Annotated in this window: 17 protein-coding genes; 10 read left to right on the forward strand and 7 right to left on the reverse strand. The window is 57.9% G+C overall.

The annotated features are described in order from the left end of the window. Positions 1-58 precede the first annotated feature (58 nt). Positions 59-2,152: a transketolase gene (gene tkt / locus F8O05_RS04865; protein ID WP_158051625.1), complete on the reverse strand. Its 2,094-nt coding sequence runs from the start codon at positions 2,150-2,152 to the stop codon at positions 59-61. Between the two features lie 163 nt (positions 2,153-2,315). On the opposite strand from tkt, the gene F8O05_RS04870 reads away from it, so the two are divergent. After that, positions 2,316-3,272, forward strand: coding sequence for a heme o synthase (locus tag F8O05_RS04870; RefSeq protein ID WP_158051758.1), 957 nt, complete (start codon positions 2,316-2,318; stop codon positions 3,270-3,272). A gap of 79 nt (positions 3,273-3,351) precedes the next feature. Here the strand turns inward: F8O05_RS04870 and F8O05_RS04875 are convergent, their stop codons facing one another. Beyond that, complete coding sequence (locus F8O05_RS04875; RefSeq protein ID WP_225735735.1) at positions 3,352-5,184, reverse strand: pyruvate kinase; 1,833 nt, start codon at positions 5,182-5,184, stop codon at positions 3,352-3,354. A 14-nt stretch (positions 5,185-5,198) separates the two neighbouring features. After that, positions 5,199-6,170 carry a COX15/CtaA family protein gene (locus tag F8O05_RS04880; RefSeq protein ID WP_225735736.1) on the reverse strand — a complete coding sequence of 324 codons (972 nt, stop codon included), beginning with the start codon at positions 6,168-6,170 and terminating at the stop codon, positions 5,199-5,201. Between the two features lie 204 nt (positions 6,171-6,374). Here F8O05_RS04880 and sufB point away from each other — a divergent pair, with 204 nt between their 5' ends. The 5 genes from sufB to F8O05_RS04905 are packed head-to-tail and all read left to right on the forward strand — an operon-like array spanning position 6,375 to position 10,431. Beyond that, entirely contained in the window at positions 6,375-7,793 is a 1,419-nt protein-coding gene (gene sufB, locus F8O05_RS04885) for a Fe-S cluster assembly protein SufB (RefSeq protein ID WP_158051626.1), read from the forward strand. 4 nt (positions 7,794-7,797) lie between these two features. Beyond that, positions 7,798-8,985 carry a Fe-S cluster assembly protein SufD gene (gene sufD, locus F8O05_RS04890; RefSeq protein WP_158051627.1) on the forward strand — a complete coding sequence of 396 codons (1,188 nt, stop codon included), beginning with the start codon at positions 7,798-7,800 and terminating at the stop codon, positions 8,983-8,985. Beyond that, positions 8,985-9,317, forward strand: coding sequence for a non-heme iron oxygenase ferredoxin subunit (locus F8O05_RS04895; protein ID WP_158051628.1), 333 nt, complete (start codon positions 8,985-8,987; stop codon positions 9,315-9,317). The genes sufD and F8O05_RS04895 overlap by 1 nt, the downstream gene beginning before the upstream one ends. Before the next feature lie 2 nt (positions 9,318-9,319). Next, on the forward strand, positions 9,320-10,081 hold the full coding sequence (sufC, locus tag F8O05_RS04900) for a Fe-S cluster assembly ATPase SufC (protein WP_158051629.1): 762 nt from the start codon (positions 9,320-9,322) through the stop codon (positions 10,079-10,081). A 17-nt stretch (positions 10,082-10,098) separates the two neighbouring features. Then, entirely contained in the window at positions 10,099-10,431 is a 333-nt protein-coding gene (locus F8O05_RS04905; RefSeq protein ID WP_158051630.1) for a metal-sulfur cluster assembly factor, read from the forward strand. A 151-nt stretch (positions 10,432-10,582) separates the two neighbouring features. On the opposite strand, the gene F8O05_RS04910 is transcribed toward F8O05_RS04905, so the two are convergent. From F8O05_RS04910 to F8O05_RS04920, 3 genes are all read right to left on the reverse strand, one after another. After that, positions 10,583-11,179, reverse strand: coding sequence for an energy-coupling factor transporter transmembrane component T family protein (locus F8O05_RS04910; protein WP_158051631.1), 597 nt, complete (start codon positions 11,177-11,179; stop codon positions 10,583-10,585). A gap of 50 nt (positions 11,180-11,229) precedes the next feature. Continuing rightward, on the reverse strand, positions 11,230-11,922 hold the full coding sequence (locus F8O05_RS04915) for an energy-coupling factor ABC transporter ATP-binding protein (RefSeq protein WP_158051632.1): 693 nt from the start codon (positions 11,920-11,922) through the stop codon (positions 11,230-11,232). 84 nt (positions 11,923-12,006) lie between these two features. Further along, positions 12,007-12,615: a biotin transporter BioY gene (locus F8O05_RS04920; protein ID WP_158051633.1), complete on the reverse strand. Its 609-nt coding sequence runs from the start codon at positions 12,613-12,615 to the stop codon at positions 12,007-12,009. Between the two features lie 99 nt (positions 12,616-12,714). Here F8O05_RS04920 and F8O05_RS04925 point away from each other — a divergent pair, with 99 nt between their 5' ends. Then, positions 12,715-13,272: a TetR family transcriptional regulator gene (locus F8O05_RS04925; RefSeq protein ID WP_158051634.1), complete on the forward strand. Its 558-nt coding sequence runs from the start codon at positions 12,715-12,717 to the stop codon at positions 13,270-13,272. On the opposite strand, the gene F8O05_RS04930 is transcribed toward F8O05_RS04925, so the two are convergent. Beyond that, complete coding sequence (locus F8O05_RS04930) at positions 13,269-14,432, reverse strand: PucR family transcriptional regulator (RefSeq protein ID WP_192497035.1); 1,164 nt, start codon at positions 14,430-14,432, stop codon at positions 13,269-13,271. The genes F8O05_RS04925 and F8O05_RS04930 overlap by 4 nt on opposite strands. A gap of 251 nt (positions 14,433-14,683) precedes the next feature. On the opposite strand from F8O05_RS04930, the gene F8O05_RS04935 reads away from it, so the two are divergent. The 3 genes from F8O05_RS04935 to F8O05_RS04945 all read left to right on the forward strand — a co-directional run bounded on the left by F8O05_RS04935 (position 14,684) and on the right by F8O05_RS04945 (position 20,204). Continuing rightward, positions 14,684-16,723, forward strand: coding sequence for a hydantoinase/oxoprolinase family protein (locus F8O05_RS04935; RefSeq protein WP_158051636.1), 2,040 nt, complete (start codon positions 14,684-14,686; stop codon positions 16,721-16,723). Continuing rightward, the gene (locus tag F8O05_RS04940) at positions 16,720-18,702 is read left to right on the forward strand and encodes a hydantoinase B/oxoprolinase family protein (RefSeq protein ID WP_158051637.1); all 1,983 of its coding nucleotides are present in this window, start codon (positions 16,720-16,722) and stop codon (positions 18,700-18,702) included. Before F8O05_RS04935 ends, F8O05_RS04940 begins: the two co-directional genes overlap by 4 nt. Positions 18,703-18,797: 95 nt before the next feature. Continuing rightward, a complete protein-coding gene (locus tag F8O05_RS04945; RefSeq protein ID WP_225735737.1) occupies positions 18,798-20,204 on the forward strand; it encodes a purine-cytosine permease family protein in 1,407 nt (468 codons plus the stop codon). Positions 20,205-20,213: the final 9 nt, after the last annotated feature.

A 20,213-nucleotide genomic window follows, 5' to 3' on the forward strand; every position in this document is an offset into this window, starting at 1 on the left:
TTCTCCTCAGAAGTTATTGGTTGCTCGGCTTGGTCGAGCAGTGATTGCGCGAGGCCGCCTAGTTTGCGGCGAGTGATTCGCGAGCAGCCGCTACGACGGCGTCGGTGGTGATGCCGTAGCGCTCAAGCAGTTCATCGCCGTCAGCGGAGGCACCGAACTCTTCTACCGATACCGAACGACCGCGGGTGCCGAGGTACGGTGCCCAGGTGAGCGCCAGGCCGGCCTCAACGGATACTCGAGCGGTTACTGCAGCAGGGAGGACTTCTTCCTGGTACTCCGCAGACTGCTCCGCGAACCATTCCTGGCTGGGCATCGAAACGACGCGAGTGGCCACACCTTCGGCCTCAAGAATTTCGCGCGCGGCGACTGCAAGTTGCACTTCAGACCCGGTTGCGATCAGAACGACCTCGGGAGCACCGTTACGAGCCTCGGCAAGGATGTAACCGCCACGCGAGGTGAACGATGCGCTGGCGAGCTCGTCACCCGCTGCGGCGCCCGTACCGCGCTCGAAGACCGGGAGATCCTGGCGCGAGAGAACGAGACCGATCGGGCCACCGTTGCGACGAAGCGTTTCGAGCCAGGCCTGCGCGGTTTCGGCTCCATCGGCCGGCCGAACAATGGTGAAGTTGGGAATTGCACGCAGCGTGGTGAGGGTCTCGACAGGCTGGTGGGTCGGGCCGTCACCACCGAGGGCGATCGAGTCGTGCGTCCACACGAAGGTGGTGGGGATATTCATCAGCGCAGCCAGACGCAGTGCTGGGCGCATGTAGTCGCTGAAGATAAGGAAGGTGCCGCCGAAAGCACGCGTGCGGCCGCCGAGGGTAATGCCGTTGAGGATCGCTGCCATTGCGTGTTCGCGAATACCGAAGTGGAGCACACGGCCGTACTTGTCACCCTGGTAGCTTGAAGTCGAGTGCTCAGCCGGAATGAAGGACTTCGCGCCTTCGATCGTGGTGTTGTTTGAGCCCGCGAGGTCTGCCGAGCCACCCCAAAGTTCGGGGAGCTTCTCGGCGAGAGCGTTGATGGTCTTTCCCGAAGCCTTACGGGTCGAGACCTTAGCTACCCCCTCAAAGCTGGGCAGCGCAGCTTCAATGTTTTCGGGCAGTTCGCCGGCTTCGAGGCGGTCAAACAGTGCCTTGCGCTCGGGCTCTCGGGCTGCCCAGTCGTCGAAGGATGCCTGCCACTGTTCACGCTTGGGGCGAACTCGGTCGGCGAGCCCGCGCGTGTACTCGAACACGTCGGCGGGAACCGCGAAGTCTTCGTCGGGATTGAACCCGAGGATTTCTTTGGTCGCGCGAATTTCTTCGGCGCCGAGAGCAGCACCGTGCGAAGCACCGGTGTTTTGTGCATTCGGAGCGGGGTAACCGATGAAGTTCTTCAGCACGATGATCGAAGGCTTGTCCTTCACTGCCTTCGCGCCTGCAATCGCCTCGGCAAGTGCGGGCACATCTTCGTTGACAACGTTGTCGGCGATCCAGTCCACGGTGCGGACATCCCAGCCATATGCTTCGTAACGCTTGGCAACGTCCTCGGTAAAGGAGATGTCCGTGTCATCTTCGATCGAAATCTGGTTGGCGTCGTAGATGACGATCAGGTTCCCGAGCTGCTGGTGGCCCGCAAGGGAAGAAGCCTCGGAGGTGACACCTTCCTGGATGCAACCGTCACCAGCGAGCACGTAAACGTAGTGGTCAAAGGGGCTGGTGCCTTCGGGAGCTTCCGGGTCAAAGAGACCGCGCTCGAAGCGCTGTGAATATGCGAAGCCTACGGCGGTGGCAAGTCCCTGTCCGAGGGGGCCCGTCGTCATTTCGACGTGGTCGACGTGACCGTACTCCGGGTGGCCCGCAGTCGGCGAACCCCAAGAGCGAATGTTCTTGATGTCGTCTAGCTCGAGACCGAAGCCGCCAAGGAACAGCTGCGTGTATTGCGTCAGTGAAGTGTGGCCGTTCGAGAGAATGAAACGGTCACGGCCGATCCAATCCTTGTCCGTCGGGTCGACATTCATAACGTGCTGGTACAGCAGCGTAGCGACAGGAGCCAAACTCATTGCGGTACCAGGGTGACCACCCTTGGCCTTTTCAACGGCATCAGCAGCAAGCAAGCGAGCCGTGTCGGCTGCGCGCTTGTCGAGTTCGGTCCATTCAATGTTGGTCACTATCGAGACTCCTTTATGCGTGGTCATTGCCAATTGGCACCATCGGCCAGCCTACAACGGTGAAACGACGCCAGGCCATACAAGTTACTTATTACTTCCCGTGCATCACGGTAGAGTGGGAGGGATTCGGTCTTAAGGAATGGTGACATTGTCAATCCACGAAATGACGGGTACCTCACAGCAAGCGGGAGTCGAAGTGAGCAGTGATTCGGTTGCACCCGAACGCTCGATCCTCAAACGCAAGCTCGCAGCGTATGTTTCGCTGACCAAGCCGCGCATCATTGAGCTGCTTTTGGTGACGACTCTACCCACGATGTTTCTTGCGGCGAAGGGGTTGTTTTCCCCTTGGCTTGCACTCGGGGTATTAGTGGGTGGTTCGCTCTCGGCCGCAAGCGCGAACGTGTTCAACTGCTATATCGACCGCGATATTGACAAGGTAATGCGCCGGACGAAGAACCGGCCGCTCGTCACCGGGGAAGTGACCCCGCGCGAGTCACTCATTCTCGCCTGGGTGCTTGGTATCGCATCCACTGCGCTGTTGTGGGCCGTTGCCAATCCACTGACCGCAGCGCTCAGCGTCGGCGCGATCCTGCTGTATGTGGTTCTCTACACACTGATCCTTAAGCGTCGTACCGACCAGAACATTGTCTGGGGCGGTGTCGCCGGTTGTATGCCGGTACTGATCGGTTGGGCGTCGGTCACGAACAGCCTGTCCTGGGAACCGCTCATTCTGTTCCTGGTGATCTTCCTCTGGACCCCAGCCCACTACTGGCCGCTGTCGGTCAAATACGTCGAAGACTATGAAAAAGCCGATGTGCCGATGCTTTCGGTGACGATGGGCGAGGGCGCCGTCGCCCTGCAGTCCGTGATCTACGCCTGGGCAACGGTTATCGCGAGCCTGCTGCTCATCCCGATCGCTCCGATGGGGTGGATCTACACCATTGCCGCAGTCGGATCCGGACTTTGGTTTATCGGCGAAGCACACCGTCTCTACTACGACGTGGTCAAAGACAACGGCGAGGCGAAGCCTATGCGAGTATTCCACCTCTCGATCACTTACCTCACACTCGTATTTTTGGGTGTGGGGCTCGACCCGATTTTCTTCTTCCCGCTGTACTAGCGCGGGCTCCCGAAGCCTCACGGGACAACGGAAAAGGACCTGTCAATCGGCAGGTCCTTCTTCGTTGAGCCGGGGGAAGCTATTCCACGCGCGCAATGAGATCGTCGAGGTCGAACGATTCGAGTGGCCGCAGCAGGGAACGCTTCTTCGATAGGTGCCCACCCATTCGCTCGAGGATGGAGGTGAGTGATTCGATAGCTTCGACAATGAAGGGGCCCTTATTGAGCATCACCGCTTCGGCTCGCCTCCCCATCGCGGCATCGGTAACTTCGGCGCGTGAGGGCAGTCCGGTGCGGGCGAGTGTGTCAAGCACCTGGGTTGCCCAAATCACCGGCACGTGAGCAGCTTCGCAGAGCCAAAGGATCTCTTCTTGGACTTCGGCAAGGCGATCAAAACCGAGCTCGACCGCGAGGTCACCGCGAGCGATCATCACGCCGACGCCGCCCCACCGCATGGCTTCCAAGAGCATTCGCGGGAGCGATTGGAACGCTTGCTTCGTCTCGATCTTGAGAGTGATACCGATTCTCTGGGCATCCAGTCGCTCGAGTTCATTGATCAAATCGGACACATCCTGATAGGAGCGTACGAAGGAAAGGTTCACGGTATCGGCATGCCTGGCTACGAAGGGCAGGTGAAAGCGATCCTCTTCGGTAATCGCGGGAATCCGGAGGGTGGTATCGGGCAGATTGATACCCTTCTCGGCACGCAGCTTCACGCCATCGATACCAGCACGAACAACCTCAACGATGATTTCTTCGGTGGTTACGGTCTCAATGACGCCAGCAATCTTTCCGTCATCGAAAAGGATGCGCTGCCCCGCCTCAGCGTCGCTAAACGCGGCTTCTAGCGAGCATCCGATGCGGTGCGGGCCAGCGTGTGTCGCTGGCTGGGGTGACATATCGCGTAGCAGGTGGATACGGTCGCCGGCGCGGACATAGAGATGCTGCGGTACCTCGGGCAGTTCGGCGACAGTGATCACGGCGCCGGATTTGGTGTCCAATTCCATGTCGGTCAGGAAATACGTTGTTCGGGTAAAACTCACCTCAATAAAACCTGGCCCGAGATCAGTGACACGGAGAGTTCGGGACCTGCCCCGGGCATCCTCTGTCTTGAGCTTGTCCCCAATCTTGAACGTGAGTTTCTGCAACCCCTTGACGGGGATCGCAAGCGGTGGGGAAGCGAAGTCTGCTTGCCCGGGAAGCTTGCTGGATTCCACGAGGAGCACCCGAGCGGCCTCACTGACCCGACCGTAGTCATCGCGCAAGGGCTTCACCTTGAGCACCTGCGGGCCGGGCATGAGTGGTCCAGTCCGAAGTTTTGGACCACCGAGGTCCATCGCCACTCGGACACTATCGGGTAGCGCGCGGACTGAGTTGATCATTGATGACCATTCGGATTCCGAATCATGCGCGCAATTAATGCGGGCGATATCCATCCCAGCACGTCCCATGCGCTGCACCAGCGTCGTGGAGTGCGCGGCCTCAGTCGGCAGTGTCACCATGACCCGGGTGGTTCGTTGATCACCATGGACGAAGCCGAGCAGGTCATCCCGATTGCGGAGCAGCACATTCCGGCCATCCTCCAATGGCCCCCAAATCTCCTGGCGGTGGCGGCCTTCGGCCAGGGCCGCGACGGTTTCGAGAACGGTGAGTAGCCAGGAACGAACGATGGCCTCCATCCGCCCCAGGCTCGAGAGCCCGTAGGTGGACAGCGATCGTTGCAAGGGCCGCAAGTCCCGCTGTCTGACCGCAACGTAGTGCACGAGATTCCGGGCGGATTCGCGATGTTCCGGAAGTACCGCCTCGATGAGCTCGGCAGCTTCATGTTCTGCCCGCTCAATATCGTGCAGCAGTACCCGCAGGGCATCTGCGAGCTCGGGCAAATTCATGATGGGGTCTGCGCCGGGAGTCATAATGGCGGAGGTTCTCAGGCAGAAGCGACGGGAAGGTGAACGTCGCCTTTAGATCCTTGGTCTCCGTCCGCGGCCAACGCGGCGGCAGCATCGCGGCGGGCATTCACGAGCACCACTGCGAGCACCGCAATCGTGACGACAGCGAGCACCATGTGGAGTGCGACCGACCAAATCGGCAGTCCGGTACGAGCCTGGAAGACGCCGACGCCGATCTGCACGACCACAATGGCGCTAAGGGCGATCGAACTGCGACGGGTGCGTGGGTATTGTCCGCGGAAAACGACGACCAGGAAGATCGCCAACGCGACGACGAGTGCGTAACCGGGCCAGGCGTGTACGTGCTGCATGATGGCTGCATCCAGGCCGTTACGAGCCGCAATCGAATCACCAGCGTGTGGGCCAGCACCGGTGGTGAGCACACCGACCACCTCGGTGATCCAGGTGAGTACGGCGACCACAATTGCCATTGCCCACATGCCAGGTGCACCCTTGGTGGCGCCACGGCGAGGGAGCTGTTCGGCTAGCCGTACGCGTTGCAGCAATAGCGCGGCGATCCCCACGATGAGGGCCGAGAACAGGAAGTGAACACCCACGATGCGAGGATCAAGGTGGAACAACACCGTGATCCCACCCACGATTGCCTGCACGATGATCAAGCTGCCGACCCAAAGTGAGGGAATGACAAGACCCAAGCCGGTTCGCGCGGTGTTGAACACAGCCAAGAAGGTCAATAGCGCAGCGACCACCACGACACCCGTGAGGGTTCGGTTGCCGAATTCAATAATCCCGTGAATTCCCATCTCCGCGGTGGGCACGAGAGAATCATCAGTGCACATGGGCCATGTTGGGCAACCGAGTCCGGAACCGGTCAAGCGCACCAGTCCGCCGGTGCCCACGATGATGATGTTCACCGCGAGGTTCACCCATGCGATCACCCGCGTCCAGGGGGTGACATGGTCGGGCATCAAGGCTTTGACGAAGGACACGGGTACCTCTTTACAGACTTTAATTTGAGCGCGGCCAGATTCTTCTTCAGTGGCTTAGACTAGAAGGTGCTGTTCATTGCCAGCGGGCCATCGACGTGACCGAGAGCGGTTCGGGAACAAACTCTGGCTCGCGGTCGTTCCATTCTATGTGCGCTTTCCGCCGGATGGTGGCGACGAACAAACATGACGAGAGAAGAGGTAGCGATGTCAGACGTGCTCATCGACCGCCCAGAACTCAATGACATTGGTCATTACGAGTTTGGTTGGTCAGATCCTGATGCAGCAGGAGCCGCTGCGAAACGCGGCCTAAGTGAAGCAGTGGTTCGTGATATTTCGCGAATCAAGGGCGAGCCCGAGTGGATGCTCGAGCGCCGTCTCAAAGGCCTGCAAATGTTCGACCGCAAGCCGATGCCGACCTGGGGAGCAGACCTTTCTGGCATCGACTTCGACAACATCAAATACTTCGTGCGTGCTTCTGAAAAGCAGGCGCAAACTTGGGAAGACCTTCCCGAAGACATCCGCAACACCTACGAAAAGCTCGGTATCCCCGAAGCTGAGCGTCAGCGCCTCGTGGCCGGTGTGGCGGCACAGTACGAGTCCGAAGTGGTCTACCACCAGATCAACGAAGAACTCGAAAAGCAGGGTGTCATCTTCTTGGACACTGACACTGCCCTGCGCGAGCACCCGGAGTTCTTCGAAGAGTACTTCGGCACGGTGATCCCTGCCGGAGACAACAAATTTGGCGCCCTGAACACCGCTGTCTGGTCGGGCGGCTCTTTCGTGTATGTCCCCAAGGGCGTGCACGTAGAGATTCCGCTGCAGGCCTACTTCCGTATCAACACGGAAAACATGGGTCAGTTCGAGCGCACGCTGATCATCGCTGATGAGGGTAGCTACGTGCACTACATCGAGGGTTGCACGGCCCCCATCTATAAGACTGACTCGCTGCACTCCGCTGTGGTGGAGATCATCGCGAAGAAGGACGCTCGGGTGCGTTATACGACCATTCAGAACTGGTCGAACAACGTCTACAACCTCGTCACCAAGCGTGCGGTTGCCGAAGAGGGCGCGACCATGGAATGGGTCGATGGCAACATCGGTTCGAAGGTGACCATGAAGTACCCGGCGATCTTCTTGACGGGTGAGCACGCCAAGGGTGAGACTCTTTCGGTCGCGTTCGCTGGTCCCGGTCAGCACCAGGATGCTGGCGCCAAGATGATTCACCTGGCCCCGCACACGCAGTCCTCGATCACTTCGAAGTCCATTGCCCGTGGCGGCGGTCGTGCCGGCTATCGAGGTGAGGTGCGTATCGACGAGAAGGCGCACAACTCTAAGAACTCGGTGATCTGTGATGCGCTGTTGATCGACACCGAATCACGTTCCGACACGTATCCGGCGATTGACATTCGCGTTGATGACGTCGAACTCGCACACGAAGCAACCGTGTCCAAGGTTTCGGCTGACCAGCTGTTCTACTTGATGAGCCGCGGTCTGGAAGAAACCGAAGCAATGGCGATGATTGTGCGCGGCTTCATCGAGCCCATCGCTCGTGAGCTGCCCATGGAATATGCGCTCGAACTCAACAAGCTCATTGACCTGAGCATGGAAGGATCGGTGGGCTAACCACATGACCGCGACTCAAACTCCGGCGGCACCGGCAGGCAAGACTGTTCCGGTACAGACTCGCTCCGAACGACTCACGTCGTTCAAGCACGCGGACTTCCAGCCCGTTACGGGCCGGGAAGCCGAATGGAAATACACTCCGGTCCGTGACATCAAGGACCTTCTCGACGACAAGCTCGCAGCGGACCTGCCAAACGTTGTTGACCCACAGGTTGACGGCATCTCGACCTCGTTCATCGGACGCGATGACGAACGTCTCGGCTCTGTTCACGCCCCGGAAGACCGGGTTGCCGCGAACGCCTGGGAAGCCTTCGACAAGGCGCTGCTGATCTCAATCACCGGTGAAGAAGACAAGCAGGCCGTTGTTCGCCTGAACGGATACACCGGTCAAGCGCAGGCCGCACACACCTTCATCGACATTGCTCCCCACGCACGTGGCTTGGTAGTGCTCGTTCAAGAGGGTGCCGGTCGCGTTGCTGAGACGGTAGAGATTCGTGTCGGGGACGGCGCAAATGTCACGCTGGTGACCGTGGGCGAGTGGGACGACGAAGCAGTGAATGTTTCGGCTCACCACGCGTACGTCGGTCGCGATGCATTCCTGAAGCACATCGTGGTTTCGCTCAACGGCAAGCTCGTTCGTCTGAACCCCTCGATCGCCCTGGCAGAAAATGGTGCGGACGCGGAACTGTACGGTCTGTACTTCGCTGATGCCGGCCAGCACCTCGAACACCAGGTCTGGGTGCACCACATCGCTGAGAAGACCCGTTCGCGCGTCACCTATAAGGGTGCACTGCAGGGGAAGACCGCACACTCGGTTTGGATCGGTGACGTGCTCATCGATGCGAATGCCGTGGGAACTGACACCTACGAAGAGAACCGCAACCTGTTGCTCTCGCGCGGCCCGAAGGCCGACTCGGTGCCGAACCTGGAAATCAAGTGCGGCAACATCGAGGGCGCCGGGCACGCATCCGCCACCGGGCGCTTCGAAGAAGACCAGCTGTTCTACCTCATGGCTCGTGGAATCGATGAGCGGGCAGCCCGGCACCTGGTCGTGCACGGCTTCCTCAACGAAATCATTCAGCAGATCGACAACGAAGAAATCACCACCGAACTCAACGAACGTCTGGAGCAAGAACTGGAGATCGCCGATAAGGCGTTCGCCGCTGCAGCCGCCGCCGAGGTGAATGCGTAGTGGCTTTTGAACGCGCCTGCGCGGTTTCAGACGTGCAGGTAGACACTCCTGTGCGCATCGAACTCGGTGATCAAGCGATTGCCGTGGTTCGTGATTCCGCGGGGGAGGTGTTCGCAATCGGTGACCGTTGCACACACGGCGACATCTCGCTTTCCGAGGGGTTCGTGGAAGACGGCACCCTCGAATGCTGGGCGCACGGTTCGCAATTCTCATTGCGCAACGGTTGGCCGCAGTCCCTCCCGGCATTTGAGCCGGTACCAGTCTTCGACGTCAAGGTCGAGGGCGACGACATTCTTATTGATCCGACTCCGATCTACAAGGAGAACAACTAACTATGAGCACGCTTGAAATTAAGAACCTCCACGTTGAGGTTGAGACCGAGCAGGGCGCCAAGGAGATTCTTCGTGGCGTTGACCTGACCATCAACTCCGGTGAAATTCACGCCATCATGGGCCCGAACGGCTCAGGAAAGTCAACGCTCGCGTCGACGATCGCCGGCCACCCCGCATACGAGGTCACCGAAGGCTCGGTTACCCTCGACGGCGAAGATGTCCTTGAGATGTCGGTCGACGAACGCGCGAAGGCAGGCCTCTTCCTCGCCATGCAATACCCGGTAGAGATCCCGGGTGTGAGCATGTCGAACTTCCTACGCACGGCCAAGACCGCAATTGACGGCGAGGCCCCGGCGCTTCGTCCCTGGCTGAAGGAAGTCAAGGGCGCCCTCGAGCACCTTCGCATCGGCGAAGAGTTCCTGCAGCGCAACGTGAACGAGGGCTTCTCCGGTGGTGAGAAGAAGCGCGCAGAGATCATGCAGCTTGAGCTGCTGAAGCCGAAGTTTGCGCTCCTCGACGAGACCGACTCGGGCCTCGACGTTGACGCACTGCGCATCGTCTCAGAGGGCGTGAACAACGCACATCAGGAAAACGGTCTGGGCATCATGCTCATCACCCACTACACGCGTATCCTGCGCTACATTAAGCCTGACTTCGTTCACGTATTCGTGAACGGGAAGATGGCCGACCAGGGCGGCCCCGAGCTCGCGGACAAGCTGGAAAACGAAGGTTACGACAGCTACCTCGCGGCTGCGGCTGCATAAGTATAGGGAGATCCCAAATGGCACTCGTCTCACTCGCTCCAGAGCGATATGACGCAGTCGAAGAGGCGCTCAAAGACGTCGTTGACCCGGAACTCGGCGTCAATATCGTTGACCTTGGGCTCATTTACGACCTCAATTGGGAGGATGAACTCGATGCCCTCGTGGTGTCGATGACATTGACCTCGGCCGGCTGTCCGCTGACCGATGTCATCGAAGATGAAATGGCAAAGGCTCTCGACGGCGAAGTTGAACGCTTCAAGATCAACTGGGTTTGGATGCCGCCTTGGGGTCCGGAGAAGATCACCGATGACGGCCGCGAAATGATGCGTGCCCTCGGGTTCAACATCTAACCCCGGTTACTGCCGCTCGGGCCCTTATCGGCTCGAGCCCGGCTCGCAAGACAGCAAAGAGTATTGCCCGGTTCCAATTGGAACCGGGCAATACTCTTTGCGAGCGTGAAAAGCACTCGCATGCGGGCCACTACGCCGCGGTGTGGGACGGTCAATCTACGCCGCGGGCACGCAGCGCATCCGCGAGCTGATCTCCGTGTTGCAGTGCTGACACCAGCAGCGGCAACACCATCCGATAGCTCATGCGCGGGCCACCGCGTGCAACCGAAGCCTCGCGAATCTGCCCGAAAATACTCGCGATGACGGGAATGGTCGTAATCGTCAGCGAGAGCAGCAGACTCACCTTCGTGGGAGAGCCCCCGAATCGCTGCAGGGGAGTGAGCAGGGTCTCGATCACATCCAGCAGCTGCGCCATCGGGGTCGTGAGCGTAATCAGCGCAGCAAGGAGCACCACAATGCACACGCGCAGTGTGTTGATGAGTGCCGGTTCCACGCCGAGAAATATTAGCTGCGGCAGAATCATGATCACGACCAGCCAGCGGAGCAGTACGATTTGTCGCCAGAACTCGCCGAGTCCAAAGCCGGTTGCCAGGTATCCCAATGTGGTGACGACGGCAGCTGCGGCCAGTAGCCACCAGTGGTATCCCAACAGTGATATGACGAGCGCGAGAATGGCCAGGAGTGCAAGCTTCAGCCCGGCCGGGCAACGGTGGAGGATGCTGTGACCGGGACGGAACAGGGTGATCAAGGTCGCGGTCCGATCAGTAACGGCTGGGTTGGTTCGGCATAGCTGGGCCTTTAGTCATAGCTGCGTCGATACTGTTCGATGACCTCGGCTGGCTCGCCCTGGCTCACGAGTCGGCCATTGTCGAAGCAGAGCGCGTACTCGCATCTTGCGGCAAGATCAAGGTCGTGAGTGACGAGCAGCACTTGGGAGTCGGTCTCTTCGAGCAGGATGCGTGATATCGCGTTCGCATTGCCGAGGTCGAGGAGGGCGGTCGGTTCATCGGCAATAATGAGCGACGGATTTGCGATGAGTACTGAGGCAAGCGCAATCAGCTGCTGTTGGCCTCCCGAGAGCAGGTATACAGATGCATCGGCAAACTCGGTCATACCCACCCGAGCGAGCACCGCATCCACCCGGGTCGCAATCTCGTCGCGATCGAGCTTGCGACCGCGCAGCGTGAATGCGAGGTCTTCCCGCACTGTGGGCATTACAACCTGCGTGGCGGGATTGCTAAATACCATTCCCACTTGTTGGCGGACGCGTTTGCCTTCTCGATTCGGGTCCATGCCGTGGACCCGCAGCTTGCCCGCAGCGATCGGCACGAGCCCGTTTAAAGTGCGTGCGAAGGAAGACTTCCCGGAACCGTTCGCGCCGATTACAGCAATCTTTGTTGCCGTCAGCGAGAAGGTGAGGTCACGCAACACGGTGCGTCCCTCTCTCACAACGGAGACGTTATCGAGGGTGATCAGTTGCTGTTCCGGCATCCCATTCAGCCTAGTCGGGCGCTGAGCGCTGAGGTCTTGCGGAGCGGGGTTCACTGAGGAAGTCATCACGCGCGAGGAGCCGACCTATTTCGCGGCTTCGGTGGTGGAAATGCTTGCGGATGACCACGCAAAGGCCCGCGGGTATGCCCGCCACAGCGCCATCGTGATGATGACGGTAAGAGCCGCCTTGATGAGGTCACCGGGAAGGAAAATCATGCTGGCGATGATGGTTTCACCGAGGGGAAGTCCCGTGACGATCGATTGCACCGGGATTCCAAAGAGATAGATCACGATAATCCCGCCGACTACGGAGCCGAATGCCACTCGCCACCAGGCGGGGCGGGTAGCGCCCAGGCGCACGATGAGACCGACAACAAAAGCGCCCACTAACCAACCAACGAGGTAACCCGCAGACGGTGCCACGAATACACCAAGACCACCGCGGCCACCCGAAAGAAGAGGCAGTCCGATCGCTACGAGTGCGAGGACCACCAGCACCGAAATCGCACCACGGCGAGCACCGAGCACTGCGCCGGCGAGCATGACACCGAGTGTTTGCGCGGTAATTGGGACGGCACCCACGTTGATGGCGCCGGGCAATCCGAGCACCGCGATGATGGCGGCAAAGACCGCAATGCGGGCAATGTCGGCGGCTTCAAACCCTCGCACTTTTTCGGGGGCGGCTGCGTACATGTGGACTCCTCGTCAAGACGATGTGGTTGGAAACAATCTCCTGAACGGTGTTCAGGTTGTATGCTGGGACAGTAATACAGGTTCAGTGGAAAGGGCAACATGGCGTCGACACGTGATGTTCGAGCTCGACACACTCGTGCGGATGTGCTTGCCACTGCGCTTCGACTGCTCGATGAGCGAGGGCTGCCAGACCTGTCCATGCGTGCATTGGCACGGGAACTCGACGTGCAGCCGAGCGCGCTCTACTGGCATTTCAAAAACAAGCAGGAACTTCTCGCCGGTGTTGCCGACGAGATTCTTGCGCCTGTGAACGAACTCCCCGATGAGGCGGATGCAGCAAAGGTGGCTGCCGAGTTTCGGGATTCCATGCTGTCGGTAACCGACGGGGCGGAAGTGGTGGTGAGTACCGTGGCGCTCGGGTTAGGCGCTGACCGTGCTTACGAGCGGCTGCGATTATCGCTTGAGGGCATGGGGTACGAACGCAATGCGGCAGTGGACCTCGCTACTACACTCTTGCATTATTGCTTGGGGCACGCCTCCCACGAGCAACAACGGGCGCAGGCATTGCGACTGGGCATCGACCTTGAAGACAGTCCGATCGCAGCAAATACGAGATCGTTCACTGCTGGTGTGCGTCGCATCCTGAGGGCGGGCTAATGGTTTTCCTCGAGTAAGTCCTTGCGCGCGGCGATTTCGGGGGATAACGCGAGTACAAGATCTGCGAGGGTGAACGGCGAGCTTAGGCTTTCACCCAGCAACTCTTCGGCTCTGCTCAACCGGTAACGCACGGTATTGGTGTGCAAGAAGAGTATCTCTGCAGTCTTTGGTGCGCTTAGGTTTGTGGCCAGATAGGTGACCACTGTTTCCAAGATGGTTTCATGTTCGTCGAAAGGTGTGAGGAGAGCGCGGCGGCGGGCGCGAAATTCTCTGCCCGGTGCTTCGACTTTCGTCCAATTGGTGAGCCGTAGCGTCCGGTAATCAACTGCCTCGGACGCAGTGGCATCCAGTGCCAGACGCAATCTTGCTTGATTTCGCTCGTGCGCGACCTGCTGTGCGTGCTCGGCTTCGCGAACAGCGGTTGGTATTTCGGGAAGGCCCGAGTGGGGTGATGACACTCCAATTGAGAACTGTGAGGCAAGGGCACTAAGCCAAGATCGCGCAAGTGCATCATCAGGGAGAATCCCATGGACGCTTGAATCGCTAGTAGCTGCGACGAGCCGAGCTGCGACAAGGAATGGCACTCCGGCCGCGGCCGCGTCATCAAGGAGACCCGCAATGAATTCCTGCGGTGGCGAAAGGCCGGTGAGGGGCTCACAAACTGCAACGAGAAGTGGGCTGTGAGCCGAAAACCCAAATTCCACCAAACGCGGCCAATAACGATGCTCGCGCGCCGCTTGAATGCCTGATTCCAGGGTTTCGAGTAACTGCGCGATATCGCGAATTCGGCGCACGTCGGTTCCCCGCATGGCACCGAGAACCGCGGTAATCGCGACGTCCGTGGCGTCGACAACCTCATCCAGGAGATTGGTGTCTCTGGACTCTCGCGATGCGAAAACGAGTGTGAAGATTCCGCCGCTTGGGCCGGAGCGACGAATTCGGAGACTCCATCGGCCGACTCGGCCTTGAGCGTCAGGCGTGGCGTCCGCGGCGAATTCCCAGATCAGCTTGGCTGGCACATCGCCAATGGCGGCAATGACATCACCCTGGGAGTCGTATACGAGGAGTGCACAGTTCGTAATTCGAGAGACCCGTGCAAGCACGTATTCGAGCTGATCAGACTCCGGAAGGTTCCGCATCGTGACTTGGAGAAAACTCAATGCGTGAAATTGTTCAGCCACGATCGAACCCCCTGGAACTAAAAAAATCACCGCTGAATCGAAATAGCAAAGCGCATTTAGGTAGTAAATCATGTCGCTCTGTGGAGTTGCAGCTGAGTACTGAAGCAGCGGTTGGAGTTTCCACAAAACTCCAGATTTAGGTTTTCGCTCCTGACAGTGGTGTTGACGGCGAGGATACGGCCAGGATGGAGTTCACGTTCAACGATGAACACCACGATGGAGGTAAGGCAATGACGCAACTCCGAGTTGCAGTAGATGTCGGTGGCACATTCACGGATGTCTGTATTTTCGATGACGATGCAAAGACAATGAGGGTCACGAAAGTCCCGTCCACACCGGACGACCCCATGATCGCCGTCATGAACGGTGTTGAGCGAGGGGAGATCAATCTCGCTGATGTTACCCAGTTTTCACATGGCACGACTGTTGCCACCAATGCGCTGATTACCCGAAACTACCCAAAAGCAGCGCTGGTCACGACAACCGGATTCCGTGACGTCATCGAAATTCGAGACGGTACTAAAGATGACCTCTGGGATGCATACAACGACGTCCCAGGGCCGCACATTCGGCGCCGCGATCGCTTTGAAGTTACGGAGCGCATCGATCATCAAGGCCGCGTGGTTACGCCTCTAGATGAAGATGAAGCACGGCGTGTTGCGGCACTTCTGCGTAAGCGCGGTGTGAAAACCATCGCGGTGTGTTTCATCAATTCATTCGCGAACGCCGATCACGAGCTGCGGATGCGAGAAATCCTAGAAGAGGAAATTCCGGAAGCGACGGTTACGAGCTCCGCCGAAATTCTTCCCGAGATCTTCGAGTACGGACGCTTCAACACCGCGGTGTCCAATGCCGTCCTTGCGCCGCTTGTGTCTGGTTACGTGAATCGGTTGGACGCGGCGCTCAAAGATGGCGGCTATGAGGGAGACCTGTTACTGCTGCACTCTGGCGGTGGATCAATGACGCCAAGGATGGTGGACAAGTATCCGGTCCGGCTGGCGGCATCGGGCATTGCCGCGGGAGCGATTTCAGCGCAACATATCGCTGGACAATGCGGTTACCCGAACGCGGTGAGCCTTGATATGGGAGGCACATCGACCGATATCGCGTTGGTCGCAGACGGTGAACTCCGTGTGACTAAGGAATGGTCGGTTGAGTACGGCCATCCAATTATCTTTCCTTCGATTGAGGTTTTGACTATTGGTGCCGGTGGCGGCTCCTTGGCACATATTGACATTGCGGGCTCGCTTCGAAACGGACCACAGTCGGCCGGGGCAGTTCCCGGACCAGCTTGCTACGGTGCCGGCGGCGACCAACCGACGAACACGGATGCAAATCTCGTCCTCGGTCGGTTGGGAACGTCCTTGGCGGGTGGGGCTAAGACGCTCGATAAGGCTCGCTCAAAGGAAGCCATCCAACGTGTGATCGCGGAACCTTTGGGCTTGACACTGGAAGAGGCCGCCGAATCTATCATCAAGGTCGCGAATGCGAATATGGCGGACGCTGTTCGAATCATTTCAATCCGTCGAGGTCACGATCCGCGTGATTTCGCGCTGCTCGCGTTCGGTGGGGCGGGCGCGCTTCACGGTGTCGATGTTGCTCGGGAGCTGAGTATTCCTACCGTCGTTGTGCCACCGAATCCTGGCGTGACGTCGGCACTCGGATGCCTGCTCGTTGATATTCAGCACGATCTATCGCAGATGTACACGGGCCTGGCTTCCGATGTACAAGCCATGGAGATCGAGGATGCGTTTCAACGACTCGAGAGCGAAGCGACCGCGCGACTTCGGCACGAGGGCGTAACTGACGAGCAAGCGATTCTTCAGCGACTTGTCTCGATGCGTTACGCCGGTCAATGGCGTTCTCTGGTGGTGCCCATTGGTTCTGGTGATGATGCGCTCGATCGTGCAATTAATTCGTTCCATGAGCAACACGAACGCGAATTTGCGTTCCGAAACGATGAGACCCCCGTTGAGTTGTATCAACTGCAGCTCAAGGCCATCGGCAAAACCCCCAAACCAAACTTCCTGCCACTCGATCTTGCTGAGGGCGGGCCTGGAGAACCTGTCGCCACTCGTCCCGTCTATTTCGACAGGGCATGGCATGAGACTCCGGTCTATAACCGCGAAGACATAGCCCCAGGAGCATCCTTCGAAGGCCCCGCCATTATCGACCAACTTGATTCAACCACCGTTGTCCCGCCGAACACTCGGGCAGAGATTGACGAATGGCTGAATATTCGCATCCACCTTGATGGGAGTAAGTCATGACCACTCTAGAAACTCGTCAGCAACAAAAAATCAGTTCACTGGATCCGGTCACGTTCGAAGTACTGAAGAACGCGTTCGCAACCTCTGTTGATCTCATGAGTGAGCAGATTCTTCGCACCTGCTATTCATTTGTGATCTACTCGCGTGACTTTTCCTCAGCGCTATGTGATGCCCATGGGAATACCGTGATGCAGGGCTCTGCAGATATCGCTGTGCACGTCGGTACGCTGCATTTCCAAGCCAAGGCCGTCATGGAGGAATTTGGAGACGACATCAATCCTGGTGACGTGTTCATGATCAATGACCCCTACCGAGGTGGCACCCACTTCAATGATGTTTCGTTTGTCCGACCAATATTCTCGGAGGGTGAGATCATCGCCTTCTCGCAGAATAAGGGGCACTGGGCAGATATCGGTGGAGTTGTTCCGGGTTCGTTCTACGTCAACGCCAAGGACCACTTTGGTGAGGGCGTGCGCATCCCCCCGGTGCGAGTTTGGCGGCAGGGAGAGTTCCTGCACGATGTTGCCCAATTGATCGTGTCGAATACCCGCGCGCCCGAAGTCGCCATGGGAGACCTCCACGCACAATCTGAGGCCACAGCAGTTTGCGAGCGTGAAATTCTTCGACTCGTCGATAGGTATGGAAAAGAAACAGTCCTCGATGCGATGCAGGAGACGCAGGATTATGTCGAGCGGACCGTGCTCGCAAAGATCCAGGATCTTCCCTTCGGGACATGGGAAACCGTGGACTACTTGGATTCCGATCCGGGGATGCCGGAAGGTCTTGTACCGATTCGCATCCGTTTGACCCTGGACCAAGACGGTATTCACTACGATTTGAACGGTTCTGCGCCAGCGGTCGCGAGCTTCTTAAATTCCGGATATGGGACTACGCACTCCTCCCTCTATTCGGGTACCAAGACGTTCTTCCCGGAAGTCCCGCTCAACTCCGGCTTCTACAAGGCAGTGACTGCGGACATCGGACCTGAAGGAACGGTAGTCAACGCTGGTTGGCCCAACGCAGTCACCGGATTCTGCTCTGGACCGCACGAAAAAATTATGAACGCGGTGTTTGAGCTGTGGTCAAGAATCATGCCCGAACGCGCCATGGCGTGTGCTTTCAACCTCGAGTACCTGCTTGTGGGTGGTCGTGACGCGCGAGACGACTCCAAACCATATTTCATGTGGTACGACTGGATGGCCGGTGGTTGGGGCGGGCGATCGAACAAGGACGGTTCGAATGCGACAGCTCCTGTTTTCGGGGCAGGTCTCGCAGTTCAACCGCTCGAGGGTCAAGAGCGACTATCGCCAGTAATCACGACGGAACACTCGATCGCCATCGATTCCGGTGGACCGGGAAAGTTCCGTGGTGGATGCGGTATCCAGAAGGGTGGCATCCTCACTGACGCCGAGTCAACAGTGATGAGTTACTGCTGTGACCGTGCACGTTCGATTACTTGGGGAATTGAGGGCGGTCTGCCGTCAATTCCACACGGTGTCTGGCTCAACAAGGGAACTCCAGATGAGCGCTATCTCGGCTCAGTGTTTTCTTCGGTGCCGATTGAGCCAGGGGATGAGTTCACCCGTCCATCGGCAGGTGGTGGGGGACTCGGGGATGCACTCGAGCGCAATCCAGAGGATGTCCTCGAGGATGTCATCGACGGCTACGTGTCCGTTCGTAGGGCTGAACGCGATTACGGCGTCGTAATCGACGTCGGTGACCCGGAACTCGACGAATACACGGTTAACGAGGCAGCCACCGTACAGGCGCGTGCAGAAATTGCCGCTAACCGAAACGCTTGGCTCAAGGAAGACCCACACGTCGTCGCAAGCCAATTCAAACGGGGCGAACTCGACCAGCTTGATGTCATCCGTCGCTATGGAGTCATTCTCGACTGGGGAACTGGTGAACTGTTCGAAGAAACCACCCGACAGCATCGCGAATCCATGATTCGGCGCTCGGCGCAATACTGGAGTTAATAACGGGTCTCCTGACGAAGGGCACGTCAAACAAGGATTTGGCGTGCCCTTTGCGTCTCTAATCTTCAAATCAATTGACTCAATGGGGAGCAATTATGGGTATCAATTTAACCGGTTCGAATGACTCGGTAGAGGCAACAGACGTTCTTGCACGAGAGGTCGACGATAGTGAGCAAATGAAACGTGGGCCGTTAACGATGGCCTATTACGGCGTGATTAGTGCGATGTTCTTCGTGTATATCGGTGCCGCCATGGCTATGGCTTACGGAACTTTGGATGCATTTATTGGAATAGCACTCACGATTCTTACCTACGGCATCATTAATATGCTGCTGTCGAAGTACAGCATCAACAACCGGACGACTGTCGCGGAGTTTTCTCGCGCAATTTTGGGGAAATCGGGTGCAGCAATTGCTGCGCTAATATTCGCGCTTGTTGCGATTTACTATGCCGTATTTGAAGGGTCAATCGTTGCCTATGCGTTCCAAACAGCGTTTGGTGGCCCAACATGGATGTGGTACGTCATCGTGGTTGCCTATTCCACGCCGCTTATTATTGGGGGAGCGAGGCGCTTTCTCGATAAGATTAACGGGATTCTCATGCCGCTGTATTGGGGTGGCTTTGTTGTCGCAATCGTATGGGCAGTGCTGAAATACGGGTATAACGATTCCTGGCGCACACACGAAGGGGCAGAGGTCGCTTTCGCGCTCGGTGGGCCCGGTTGGTTGGCCACGTATGCCGGATATATGGGTGTCTGGATTCTCATGATGTTCACTATGGACTTTGCTTCGCTTGGGCGTCGCAAAGATCTGAAGCACCACCAGCGGATCACCTTCGGGCCCGTGTTCTACGTGCTGGCATTCGGTGTCAATGGGTTCTTCGGCGTGTTTCTCACCTTCGCTATCCCAGGAATGGAAGCGTCGGAGACTGGTATAGCCGCGGGACTAGTAGAGCTGATGGGACTATTCGGTCTTCTCGTCGTCTTTGCGTCACAGACTCGGATTAACACCGCAAACTACTTCTTGGGCGCGGCAAATTTGCGCACATTTGGTGAAAAGGTATTTAGGGTTAATCTTCCCAATGTGATCTGGGTAATCCTGTCGTCAATCATCATCTTCTTGATGATGTTGCTCCCCATTGTGGAGTACATATTGCTGGCACTGGCGTGGCAAGGCGTTCTGGTGACAGCATGGGTTGCCATCGCAGTGACGCATATCCTCATCAATAAAGGTACCGGGCAGGAAGCGGGCTCCATTTCAGACTCTCGCTACCGACGATTCAATATTCCCGGATTGATCGCGTGGTTTGTCCCGACCATTATTGGAATTCTCATGATTCAGTTCCTCGGTGGCTTCGGCGCTACTTGGGGCCCAATCGTGACCGCAATACTCGCCGCAACGCTCTACGCCCTCCTGCGACGGATAACCAAGATCGACACCGCACTCATCAAAACGATCTCAGAGAATGAGATCCAATGTGATCTCGCTGACAAGCAAGGATGAGAGCTAGGG

Origin of the sequence: Gulosibacter chungangensis (genome assembly GCF_008831155.1) — a bacterium.
Taxonomy (GTDB): Bacteria; Actinomycetota; Actinomycetes; order Actinomycetales; family Microbacteriaceae; genus Gulosibacter; species Gulosibacter chungangensis.